Raw genomic sequence first — 11,311 nt, forward strand, 5'->3', positions numbered from 1 at the left:
TGGTGAAGCCGTCCTGGCCCTGCACACCTTCGACCACCGCGCCGCCCTGCTTGAGACTCTGTGGAGCTGATATGACCCCCGCCGTACCCGTGGACGGGCTCGTCCACCCCTACGACCTGGGCGCCTGGCGTCGCTGGGAGGGCTCCCACCACCGTGCGCGCCGCGCCAAGGCCGCCGTCGTCGACGGCGTACGCACCGCCCTGGGCCGCCCCGCCATCCCTGACGACGTCCTCAGCCTGCATGGCACCTGCCCGCAGGTGCTCGTCGTCGTTGACGCCCCCACCTCCTCCCAGCGGGCCGCGCTGCTCGCGCCCCTCGCCCATATGCTGGCCGAGGGGACGGATGTCGCCGTCGTCAGCCCCGCCGCGGTGGTGCCCCACCTGCCCGGCGACGGCGATGCGTGGACCACGGTGCCGCTGACCGCGGGGAGCGTGTCCGAGCGTCTGGAGACCGTGCACAGCGTCCTGGCCGTGGGCCACTACCTGCCGCTGGGGGCCGGTGCTTACCGCTGGGCCCAACGCCGCGGGGCCCGCTTCATCGTGGTCCAGCACGGCCTGCTCACTCCCTTCATGGCCCCCCTGCCCGCCGGCGCTCACCTGCTCGCCTGGTCCGCCGCCGACGCCGCTTTCTGGGCCTCGGGCCGCACCGACATCACCTATGAGGTCGTCGGCTCCCAGCTGTTGTGGCGGGCAGCGCAAGAGCCGCGCATCGCGGTCGCCGTCGACGCGCGCCCCACGTTTCTCGGCCAGCTGCACGGCGTCGAGCTGGGCCGGCGCTACATGACCCGCGTGAGCGAGCATTTCTGCACCACCACCGGCGCCCGCTATCGTCCCCATCCTTCCGAGCGTGACCGTCTCTCCCGCCTCACCCACGCCCGCTGGGAGCACCGTGGCATTGACATCGACCGCTCCGACACCCCGCTGTTCCGCACCGCCTCGCCCGTGGTTTCGGTGTTCTCCACGGGGATCCTTGAGGCCGCCGCCCGTGGTATCCCCGCCTGGTGTTATGCAATGGACGCACCCTCGTGGCTAGTCGGTTTCCAGACGCGCTATAACATGTCCCCCTGGTATGACGCACCTACGTCATATCCGCTTGTTTCCGGCGCCGAGCCCGCAGCTGTCATCGCACGTACTTCTCTCAGTCCGTAACTATTCGAGCAAAAGGCACAACCTCCACATGAGCACATTGGCCGTCATTCCTGTCCGCGGCGGTTCCAAGGGAATCCCCCGTAAGAACTTACGCGAAGTCGGCGGCAAGCCCCTTCTCGTGTGGACCATTGAGCAGGCCCTTGCCGCTACCCGGGATGTGCGCACGGTGGTGTCCACCGAGGACGCCGAGATCGCCGACGTGGCGCGCACCGCCGGCGCCGAGGTGATCGACCGCCCCGTCGAGCTCGCGCAGGACACCACCGCCACCGAACCGGTCATCCTCCACGCCTTGGACGTCCTCGCCGCGCGCGATTACACGCCCGAGCATGTCATGTTGCTCCAGGCCACCTCTCCGGTGCGCCGTCCCGGCACCATTGATCGCGCCATTGCCCAGGCCGAGGACACCGGCGTCGATTCCCTCATCGGCGTCGTTCCCCAAACGCCTTTCTTGTGGTGGACCGCCCGTGACGGTCACGGCCCCACCGCGGACTATGACGTCGATCGCCGCCCGCGGCGTCAGGAACTCACCGCAGATCACATGCGCTACCGGGAGACGGGGTCGCTGTACGTCACCCGTCCCTGGGTCTACTACGAGCGCAATAACCGGATCGGCGGAACGGTCGGCCTATTCATTATGGACGAGGTCGAGGGCATTGATATTGACAGCCCGCTGGACCTCGAACTCGCCGGAAAAACCCTCATCCAGATGCGCCAGCAGGAAGGTCTCGCATGAGCATCGATCGCTCTGTCACCCCCTACATCGTCTTCGCAGAGGACTCCCTCCTCACGGCGCTCAATAAGATCAATGCCAACAAGGCGCGCACCATCTTCCTCGTGGATGAGCACGGCCGGCTGGTCGGCTCTCTCACGGACGGAGACGTGCGTCGCTGGCTCACCTCCGGGCACGCCGACCTCGACGTCCCCGCGCTCCAGGTGGCCAACCGCACCCCCCGTTCAGTCACGGAGGGGACCGTCATCGACGAACTCGACTGGTTGTTCCGCGACGGCGTCACGCTGGTGCCCATCCTGGATGAGCGCGGCCGGGTGACGGGCGTAGCCCACCCCGGCAACGAGTCCTTCACGGTCGGCTCCCACCGGGTGGGCGAGGGGCAGCCGGTTTACGTCATCGCCGAGATCGGCAACAACCATCAGGGCGAGTATGCGCGCGCCATCGAGCTGGTGGACCTCGCCGTGGACGCCGGCGCCGACTGCGTGAAATTCCAGCTGCGGGACATGGACGCCCTCTACCGGGGCGCCTCGGGCCGTATCACCGCCGGGGAGGACCTGGGCGCCCAGTACACCCTGGATCTGCTCACCCGCTTCTCACTGCCCGCCGCAACCATGGTCAAGGTCTTCGATCACTGCCGCGAGCGCGGCATCGACCTCATGTGCACCCCCTGGGATCTGCCCAGCCTCGACGTCCTGCTCGAGTACGGCATCGACGCCGTCAAGATCGCCTCGGCGGACCTGACCAACCACGAGCTGCTGCGCGCCGCCGCCCGCGAAGGGCTGCCGCTGATCGTGTCCACCGGAATGAGCACCGAGGCGGAGATTCGCGAATCCGTGGCCCTCATCCGGCGCTACTCCGCCGCCTACGCGCTGTTGCAGTGCCAGTCTTCCTACCCGGCGCCCTTCAAGGACGTCAACCTGCGGTACATGCGCCGTCTAGCGGAGATCGGGGACTGCCCCGTGGGCTACTCGGGCCACGAGCGCGGCTATCACGTGCCCATGGCGGCGGTGGCCCTGGGCGCCAGCATCATTGAGAAGCACTTCACGACCGACCGCAACCTGGAGGGCAACGACCACAAGGTCTCGCTGCTCCCGGACGAATTCGCTGCGATGGTCCGCCAGCTCCGCGACGTCGAGGCGGCTTTGGGCTCGGACGATCCGCGTACCGTGGCACCCGGCGAGTTCATGAACCGGGCCAACCTCGCCAAGTCCCTCGTCGCGGCGCGCGATATCACCGCCGGGGAGCGGATCGAGGAGGGCGACGTCGACGTCAAGAGTCCCGGGCGGGGGCTGCAGCCCAATGCCCGGCCTCGTCTGGTGGGGCGCCTGGCGGTGCGCGATGTCGCCGCCGGGGACTTCTTCTACGAGGGGGACATCTCCGATTCCCCGGCCCGTCCCCGCGCCTACTCCTTCCGCCGTCCTTGGGGCGTGCCCGTGCGCTATCACGACTTCCGCTCCATCCTCGATGCCGGCGCCCAGCCGGACTTCCTGGAGTTCCACTACTCCTACAAGGACCTGGACATGGATGTGGAGGAGGTGTTCGCGGACTTCGCGCAGACGCCCCTGCCCATGGGCTACACCTGCCACCTGCCGGACCTGTTCAGCGGTGACTTCATCCTCGACCTCGCCTCTCGGGACGACGCGGTCTGGGAACGCTCCATCCGGGAGCTGCAGCGCACCATCGACGTCACCCGCTCCCTGCGCCCCTACTTCACCCAGGCTGAGGACCCGGTGTTCATCGCAACCCTGGGCGGCTTCACCGACAACGGTTTCGTCTCCCCCGATGAGGTGCCGGCCATGTACGACCGGATCATTGAGGGACTCAAACGCGTGGACCACTCTGGGGTTCGCCTGGCCCCGCAGACCCTGCCGCCCTTCCCGTGGCTGCTGGGCGGGCAGAAGTACCACAACCTGTTCATGAGCCCGGAGGCGCTGGCCGACTTCGTGGAGCGCTCGGGTCTGGGCATCACCTACGACATCTCCCACTCGATGCTGTCGGCCAACCACGAGCACCGCCCCTTGCGCGAGTACACGGAGATCTTGGCGCCCCTGGCCACGCACCTGCACATTGTGGACGGCAAGGGCGTGGACGGCGAGGGCGTCCAGGTAGAGGAGGGCGACGTCGACTGGCCCGAGCTCGCCGAGCAACTCGACCGTCTCGCTCCGGGCGTGTCGTTCATCCCGGAGATTTGGATGGGGCACGTGAACAACGGCGAGGGCTTCTGGGTGGGTCTGGACCGTCTGGAGCGGTACCTATGACGATCGCGGCCGCCCCGGCCTACCGGGGTGTCGCCGGTCATGCGCCGATCGCCCTGTGGGCGGTGCCGGTGGCGGAGCTGGGCGGCGTGGCCCGCCACGTCCTCGACGTGGCCCGGGTCGGGCTGCCGCGCACCCGCTTGGTGGTGCTGTGCCCGCCGGGCCCGCTCGCCGATGCGCTGCGGGCCCAGGGCACCCCGGTGCTGGCTGAGCCCTTCGGCCCGCAGGCAGGGCTGCGCGCCTCGGTGGGCAGCCTGCGCCACGCGGTGCGCACCCTGCGCCCGGCAGTTCTCCACACGCATCTGGCCTGGGCGGATATCGCCGCCGCCCTGGCCATCCCCGTCTCCTGGCCGGTGCGCCTGGTGTCCACCGAGCACGGCATTGCCGCCCCGGGGCATGACGCCGTCTACCACGCCTCCGCGTCCCGGCGTCGTCTCATGGCGGCCGTCCACACGGCCCGCTGCGAGCGCTTCGACGCACTCATCGCCGTCTCCCGGGCCACCGCCGACGCCATGCGTGTCACCTGGCACCCCCGCCGCGACATCGTTGTCATCCCCAACGGGGTCGACGTCGTCGCCGCCCGCCAGGCCCGCAAGCCGGGGCTGCGGATCCTCTCCCTGGCCCGTCTGGCCCCGGAGAAGCGCATCGGCGAGCTGCTCAAGGCCTTCTCCCTCCTCCACCGCGATCATCGGGAGGCACGGCTCACGGTCGCCGGCACCGGTGTGGAGGAGCCGGCGCTGCGCCGCAGTGTCCAGGCGCTCGGGCTGGGTGACTCGGTGACCTTCCCTGGCTTCCTCGACGCCGCCGCGGCCCTCGCCTCCCACGATGTGCTCGCCCAGCTGTCCGTTTGGGAGAACTGCTCCTACTCGCTGCTGGACGCCGTGGCGGCGGGCCTGGGGGTCGTAGCCACGCCGGTGGGCGGCAACCCGGAGATCCTGCCGACACGCTGCCTGGTTGCGGCCGACGACCTGCGCGGTCTGGCCGCGCACCTGGAAATCCAGGGGCTGGAGCTCTCGGCCCGCCCGTCGTTGGGCTCCTGGCCGAGCGTGGCCCAGATGTGCGCACGCGTGGTGGACGTCTACCGGGGGTGCTTCGCATGACCCGCATCACCCTGGCCGCCAACAACGCCGAGATCGGTGGCGGGGAGGTCATGCTGCTCGCCCTCGCCTCCGCGCTGCGGGAGCTCGGTCACGAAGTGGCCGTAGTCGCCCCCGCCCATGCCGACGGTGTTGGCGTCGCGGCCGCCCGGATGGGGCTGCCAACGACGGCGATTCGCGGCTCCTCCCGCCGGGAATACCTGGCCGGCCTGCGCCGCTGGGATGCGGCCCGACGGCAGGGCGTGCTGTGGTGCAACGGGCATGTCCCGGCCCTGGCGACGACGGGCCGCCCCAACCGGATCGTCCACCTCCACCAGGCGCCGTCGTTGGCCCACGTGGCAGCGGGGCGGCTGGCTGGCGCAGGGGCGCTCGTCACCCTGGTGCCGTCCTGGTCCATGGCCAGGCACTTCCCCGGGGCGCAGGTGCTGCCGAACTGGGTGGAGCCGGTGCCCGTGGTGGCGCAGTCTCGCGGATTGAACCCGCCCACCGACGCACCCGTCACTCTCGGTTTCCTGGGCCGTCTCAGCCCGAGTAAGGGCGTGGTGGTCCTCGCCCAGGCCCTGGCGGCGCTCGACGCCGCAGCCCCGGGCCGCTACCGCCTGCTGCTCGCGGGCGAACCCCGCTTCGTCCCCGAAGCGGACCGAGCGGTGGTGGAGGCGGCGCTGGCGCCCGTCGCCCACCTGGTGGAGCGTCCGGGGTGGATGGACCGGGCGGAGTTCTTCGCGCGCGTGGATATGGCCGTGTTCCCCTCCGTGCAGGAAGAGACCTTCGGGCTCATGGCCGCCGAGGCCATGAGCGCGCGCGTCCCCTTCATCGTCTCCGACGCGGGCGCGCTGCCCGAGGTGGTGGGGGCGGACTACCCGTGGCTCAGCCACGCGGGCAGCGTCGCGGACCTCGCCGCGATGATTGCTCGGCTCGCGACGGCGCCGGCCGCTCAGACCGCCGCCGTCGTGCAGCGCATGTATGAGCGCTGGGAGGAGCGGTTCTCCCCGGCGGCCGGACTGCGGCATCTGCGTTTCCTTCTCATGGACGTCCTGCCCGCGGGAGGCGCCGCATGAGCCCGGCCCGTTCCGCCCATCCCGTCGCCTCCCTCGTCATTCCCTCGTATCGGGGTGCGGACAGGCTGCCGGTTCTGCTCGAGGCGCTCGCCCGCCAGGACACCGATGACTTCGAGGCCCTCGTCGTCGTCGACGGGCGCGTGGATGACTCCCCTGCCCTCGTCGAGGCGGCGGCCGCTGCCGGCGTGCCCGTGCGCGCGCTCGTCCTCGAGAAGAACCAGGGGCGCGTGGCCGCGCTCAACGCCGGTTTTAACACCGCACGCGGCGAGGTCCTTGTGCGCTGCGACGACGACCTTGAGCCGGGGCCCGACTACGTCTCCGGGCACATCGCCCGCCACCGGGCGGCGCCCTCCCCTATCGGGGTGGTGGGGCTGACCCGTGATGTCCTGCCCAACAATGCCTACGCGCGCGCCTACGGGCGCACGCGCGTGCGGCGCAGCCTGGCTGACTCCTACGCCGGGGTGGTGCCCCCGTGGCGGCATTGGGCGGCGAATTGCTCGGTCACCCGCGCCACATGGGAGCGTCTGGGCGGCTACGACCCCGCCTATCAGCACTACGGCTGGGAGGACGTCGACTACGGCTACCGCCTCCACACGGCCGGTATCGCCGTGGTGCTCGCCCCCGAACTTGAGACGCTTCACCACGGAGCGGCCACGTCCGCCCGCTCCCGTACACTGCGCGCCTACCACTCCGGGGCGGCGCGGCGCACTTTCGACGCGCTTCACAGCCAGGCCCTGCCCGCCCCGACCGCCGGCGACGGCTGGTGGGCCGCGCTCGTTGGCACGGTCGAACGCCTGGGTGCCGAGGGACGCTTCGAGGCGCTTGCCTCCCGTATCGACCAGGCTCTGCCCCTGGTACCGACTCCGGTCGGGGAGAAGCTCGTCGCCCTGGCGGTGGAGTCCGCCGCCCTCGCCGGTTATGCACATGCCGAGTCCGTTGTGGCGCGTTTCTGAGGAGCGGTTCATGTCCACTGTCACGCCGTCTGTCATGTCCACGACCTCCGCTTCTCCCCGAGTCGCCATCGCCCACGACTACCTCACGCAGCGGGGCGGCGCCGAGCGCGTCGTCCTGGCGATGCACCGGGCCTTCCCCGACGCGCCGATCTACACCACCCTCTACGAGCCCGCGGGCACCTTTCCCGAGTTCGCCGACGCGGACATCCGCGTAAGCCCCCTCAACCACCTGGCCCCACTGCGCCGCGACCACCGCATCGCCCTGCCCCTGCTGGCTCCGGCCGCCACAGCCATGCGGGTGGATGCGGACATCATGGTGGCCTCCTCGACCGGCTGGGCGCATGGCTTCCGCACCACGGGCCGCAGCCTGGTCTACTGCCACTCCCCGGCGCGGTTCCTGCATCTGCGCGACCAGTACCTCGGCACTGCCCCGCGGGTGAGCGTGCGCGCCCTCGGCCTGGCGGCGCTGCGTCCCGCCCTGCTGCGTTGGGATCGGCGGGCGGCCCGACGCGCGGACTGTTACCTGGCGAATTCGACGATCGTGGCCGAACGAATCGCCCGCGTCTACGGGATCGATGCCAAGGTGCTGTTCCCGCCGGGGGGTCTCGACGCGGCGGCCGCACAGGACCCGATCGATGAGGTCGCCGCCTGGGCGGGTCCGGGCTGGCCCGGGTTCCACCTGGTTGTGTCCCGACTCATGCCGTATAAGAACGTCGACGTCGTGCTTGAGGCCTTCCGGCGGATGCCGCAGGAGCGTGTGCTCGTCATCGGGCGCGGCCCGGAGGCGGAGCGCCTGGCGGCGATGGCGCCAGACAACGCCCGGCTGCTCGCGGGGCTGTCCGACGCGCAGATGCGCTGGGCCTACGCGCACGCCACTGCCCTGCTGGCACCGTCCTTCGAAGACTTCGGTCTCACGCCGTTGGAGGCTTATGCCTTCGGCACGCCGGTGCTGGCCCTGCGCGGCGGCGGGTACCTCGACACGGTCAAGGAGGGGACAACGGGACTGTTCCTGGAGGAGGCGACGCCGGCGGCCGTCGTCGACGCGGTGGAGCGGGCCGGGAACCGCCACTGGGAGGCAGAGGCGATCCGGGCGCACGGAGCGGGCTTCTCCGAAGAACGCTTCGCCACCGCCCTGCACGCCGAGGTGGCTGCGCTGGCCGCGCCGACACCGGGGCACAAAGCTGGTGGTAGGCGATGACGAACCGGATCTTCCTGATCCTGGTGAGGATCGGGATGGTGCTGCTCGACGCCCTGCTGCTGTCCGCGTCCCTGGCACTGGCCCTCCACCTGCGTGAACGCATCCCCTTCTTCAATGACCAGGCCACGCTCAATGCGATCCTCATGCCCCTGAGCCCCGTCATTGTGCTGTCCGGTGTGGTCATCATTGCCCTGTTCGGCGGTTATGCGTCACGGGGGCTGGTCACCGGCACGGCGCTGTACCGGACTGTCATGAACGCGCAGTTCTTCGCCATGGCCTTCACCGCGCTGCTGCTCTTCCTCACCAATACGCCCCTGTCGCGCGCTTTCTTCGTCTTGTTCTTCGCCCTGTCCGTGCCGCTCGCGCTGCTGGGGCGATTCCTCCTGCGCCGTTTTCTGCACTGGTTCTACCAGCGCGAGCACGGCGGCCAGCTGGTTCTCCTGGTGGGCAGCCCGGAGCAGACCGACGACATCGCCCGCATTCTGCGGCGCGAATCCTGGCTGGGGCTGCGCCCCATCGTCGCCCTCAGTCTGCAAGACAGTGCCGCCCCGTCCGAGGCCAGCCAGGACCCGGATCCGCGGCTGATGACGATCATTGAGCATCAACACATCGACCTGGTCCTGTTCACCGGCGACTCGGTGTCATCGGCCACCGACTTCCGCCGCTACGCCTGGCAACTGGACGGGCACCATGCCCGGCTCGCGGTCGTGCCCTCACTTGCGGATGTCTCCGAAGACCGCATGCGCATGCACCCGGTGGCCGGGATGCCCCTGGTCTACATTGAGGATTCCCACGCCAAGGCGGCGCTGTCCACCTCCAAGCGGATCTTCGACATCATCGGCTCCGGGCTGGGGCTCATTGTGATCTCCCCCTTGCTGCTTCTCCTTGCACTCGCCGTCAAATGCGACGGCGGTCCGGCGCTCTTCCGCCAAGAACGGGTGGGACGCGACGGCAAGCACTTCACCATGCTCAAGTTCCGCTCCATGGTGGTGGACGCCGAGGAGCAGCTGGCGGACCTTGAGGGCGGCCATGACACAAACTCGGTCATGTTCAAGTTAGCGGACGATCCGCGGGTGACGCGCGTGGGCGCCTTCATCCGCCGTTACTCGCTCGACGAGTTGCCCCAGCTCATCAATGTGCTGCGCGGCGACATGAGCCTGGTCGGGCCGCGGCCGCCGCTGCCGCGGGAAGTCGCTCAATACACGGCGGATGAGTACCAGCGTCTGCGGGTACGGCCGGGAATGACCGGGCTGTGGCAGATCTCCGGACGTTCGGATCTGCCCTGGGAGGAAACCATCCGTCTGGATCTGTATTACATCGACAACTGGTCGATGCTCCGCGACCTGAGCATCCTCCTGCGCACCGGCAAGGCGGTTCTGTCCTCACATGGGGCGTACTGAGGTGTCGTCGGCGTCGCCTCGGGACGCCCACAGCCGGACGACGGGCGGGATGCGCAGCCGCTTGCGCGCCGCCGTCCCCTGGCTGGTGGTGGCGCTGCTGACGTGGCTGGTGTCCGCCACCGCCGCCCCCGCCCAGGAACTCGGCTACCGCGTGCTCGTGGAGTTCGGGGCGCTGCGCGAGGCGGTCGGTGCGAACATCCTGTCCGCAGCGATTGCCTTGGGCTCCCTCCCGGTCTGTTGCCTGGCGGCGCTCGTCGCTCTCGGGATCGGCCTGTCGGCGGGGCGACGCCGGGAGCTGGCGTGGGCCGGAGCCGGCGCCGGGCTGCTGTTGTTCACAGTGCTGGTTCTGCAGCAACTCGGCCTGCACATTGAGCATGGATGGTTCCCGCATGAGGGAACGTTCCCCTCCGGGCACCTGGCCGCTTTCCTCGCCGCCTGGATGCTGTGGCGCGCGGCGGTGGGTGCGGGATACCGCCGCGCCGTCGACGTGGGTGCGGGGGTGCTCGGAAGCTGCCTGGCGGTGGCGCTGTTGGCGGGGACGGCGCATACGCTGTGGGACGTGGTCGGCTCTGCCGCGCTGGGACTAGCGGCCTCTAGGATCGCCTCATGACGATCGGAACGAGGGCCACGGGCACCGCCGCGCCGGCCCCCGCAGCGCCCCCGCAGCGGCGCTGGGCGTGGACGCTGCCGACGCACACGCCACAGGAATCCACCCATATTGTGGATGCGGCCTTCGGCCTAGTCACCATGTTCCGGACGCTTCCAGGGGTGCCCTCCACCATCCCCGTCAGCGACGTCGTCGGCATCCTATTCATCGGCATCATGCTGCTGCGTCGGCCCCGCTACCGCCTGGGCCGAGCCTCCCTGCTCATTCCCGGCTATTTTCTCCTCCTGGCCTACCTCGTAGCTGTTTCCCTCATCGGTGAGGTGGACTGGATCCGGCGTTCGGTCCACATCACCATCATGATGATGCTGGCCCTGCTGGTCGGGACTGGCCGAGCTCATCTTCCGTCACTGCTGCGCGGGGCGATAACCGGGTTGGTCATCAACGCGGCGCTGTTTTACGCGGGCCTGGCCCCGGACACGTACGGCGGAAACCTCACCGGCTACCTGGAGGATAAGAATCACGCCGCACTGGTCATCGGGGTCATCGGTATCACCACCTGCGCCTACGTGCGCCGTCGGTATGTGGCGCCGTTGCTCGTCCTCACCGTCGGCGGCGTGTGGTTGACCGGCTCACGAACTACGCTCGCGGCCCTGACCATGGCGGGCGTATGGATGCTGCTGCGGCCGGTGCTGCCGTCGCTGATGCAGCGGCTGGCGCTCGGCGGGGGGATTGTGCTGGCGCTGAACGTACTCGTTGACGACTACTCCCGAGTCGGGGTGTTTTCCGACCGCACGGGCACCGATCTGCTCCGCCAGCGCATCGACGAGGCGACCACGCTCAAACTCGAGTCGACGCCTTTTTACGG

General features: G+C 69.6%; 10 protein-coding genes. All 10 read left to right on the forward strand.

Annotation, left to right across the window (positions count from 1 at the left end; translation table 11 throughout):
• The first annotated feature begins 71 nt into the window (after positions 1 to 71).
• Positions 72 to 1,148: a hypothetical protein gene (locus tag RWX45_RS01590; protein WP_316022039.1), complete on the forward strand. Its 1,077-nt coding sequence runs from the start codon at positions 72 to 74 to the stop codon at positions 1,146 to 1,148.
• 28 nt (positions 1,149 to 1,176) lie between these two features.
• Positions 1,177 to 1,881 carry an acylneuraminate cytidylyltransferase family protein gene (locus RWX45_RS01595; RefSeq protein ID WP_316022040.1) on the forward strand — a complete coding sequence of 235 codons (705 nt, stop codon included), beginning with the start codon at positions 1,177 to 1,179 and terminating at the stop codon, positions 1,879 to 1,881.
• Complete coding sequence (locus RWX45_RS01600; RefSeq protein WP_316022041.1) at positions 1,878 to 4,136, forward strand: N-acetylneuraminate synthase family protein; 2,259 nt, start codon at positions 1,878 to 1,880, stop codon at positions 4,134 to 4,136. The genes RWX45_RS01595 and RWX45_RS01600 overlap by 4 nt, the downstream gene beginning before the upstream one ends.
• Entirely contained in the window at positions 4,133 to 5,233 is a 1,101-nt protein-coding gene (locus RWX45_RS01605; RefSeq protein WP_316022042.1) for a glycosyltransferase family 4 protein, read from the forward strand. Before RWX45_RS01600 ends, RWX45_RS01605 begins: the two co-directional genes overlap by 4 nt.
• Entirely contained in the window at positions 5,230 to 6,288 is a 1,059-nt protein-coding gene (locus RWX45_RS01610) for a glycosyltransferase family 4 protein (RefSeq protein WP_316022043.1), read from the forward strand. Before RWX45_RS01605 ends, RWX45_RS01610 begins: the two co-directional genes overlap by 4 nt.
• Positions 6,285 to 7,241: a glycosyltransferase family 2 protein gene (locus RWX45_RS01615; protein WP_316022044.1), complete on the forward strand. Its 957-nt coding sequence runs from the start codon at positions 6,285 to 6,287 to the stop codon at positions 7,239 to 7,241. The genes RWX45_RS01610 and RWX45_RS01615 overlap by 4 nt, the downstream gene beginning before the upstream one ends.
• 10 nt (positions 7,242 to 7,251) lie before the next feature.
• Entirely contained in the window at positions 7,252 to 8,439 is a 1,188-nt protein-coding gene (locus tag RWX45_RS01620) for a glycosyltransferase (RefSeq protein ID WP_316022045.1), read from the forward strand.
• On the forward strand, positions 8,436 to 9,839 hold the full coding sequence (locus RWX45_RS01625) for a sugar transferase (RefSeq protein WP_316022046.1): 1,404 nt from the start codon (positions 8,436 to 8,438) through the stop codon (positions 9,837 to 9,839). Before RWX45_RS01620 ends, RWX45_RS01625 begins: the two co-directional genes overlap by 4 nt.
• The gene (locus RWX45_RS01630) at positions 9,826 to 10,449 is read left to right on the forward strand and encodes a hypothetical protein (RefSeq protein ID WP_316022047.1); all 624 of its coding nucleotides are present in this window, start codon (positions 9,826 to 9,828) and stop codon (positions 10,447 to 10,449) included. The genes RWX45_RS01625 and RWX45_RS01630 overlap by 14 nt, the downstream gene beginning before the upstream one ends.
• The coding region (locus tag RWX45_RS01635) for a hypothetical protein (protein WP_316022048.1) at positions 10,446 to 11,311 on the forward strand (866 nt) is incomplete at its 3' end. The genes RWX45_RS01630 and RWX45_RS01635, both read left to right, overlap by 4 nt.

The organism is Actinomyces sp. MRS3W, assembly GCF_032465695.1.
Lineage (GTDB): Bacteria > Actinomycetota > Actinomycetes > Actinomycetales > Actinomycetaceae > Actinomyces.

What these genes read in the sequence shown, in the direction of transcription:
- RWX45_RS01590 (WP_316022039.1), top strand. Translation starts at nt 72, where the DNA reads ATGACCCCCGCCGTACCCGTGGACGGGCTCGTCCACCCCTACGACCTG.
- RWX45_RS01595 (WP_316022040.1), top strand. Translation starts at nt 1,177, where the DNA reads ATGAGCACATTGGCCGTCATTCCTGTCCGCGGCGGTTCCAAGGGAATC.
- RWX45_RS01630 (WP_316022047.1), top strand. Translation starts at nt 9,826, where the DNA reads ATGGGGCGTACTGAGGTGTCGTCGGCGTCGCCTCGGGACGCCCACAGC.
- RWX45_RS01600 (WP_316022041.1), top strand. Translation starts at nt 1,878, where the DNA reads ATGAGCATCGATCGCTCTGTCACCCCCTACATCGTCTTCGCAGAGGAC.
- RWX45_RS01615 (WP_316022044.1), top strand. Translation starts at nt 6,285, where the DNA reads ATGAGCCCGGCCCGTTCCGCCCATCCCGTCGCCTCCCTCGTCATTCCC.
- RWX45_RS01620 (WP_316022045.1), top strand. Translation starts at nt 7,252, where the DNA reads ATGTCCACTGTCACGCCGTCTGTCATGTCCACGACCTCCGCTTCTCCC.
- RWX45_RS01625 (WP_316022046.1), top strand. Translation starts at nt 8,436, where the DNA reads ATGACGAACCGGATCTTCCTGATCCTGGTGAGGATCGGGATGGTGCTG.
- RWX45_RS01610 (WP_316022043.1), top strand. Translation starts at nt 5,230, where the DNA reads ATGACCCGCATCACCCTGGCCGCCAACAACGCCGAGATCGGTGGCGGG.
- RWX45_RS01605 (WP_316022042.1), top strand. Translation starts at nt 4,133, where the DNA reads ATGACGATCGCGGCCGCCCCGGCCTACCGGGGTGTCGCCGGTCATGCG.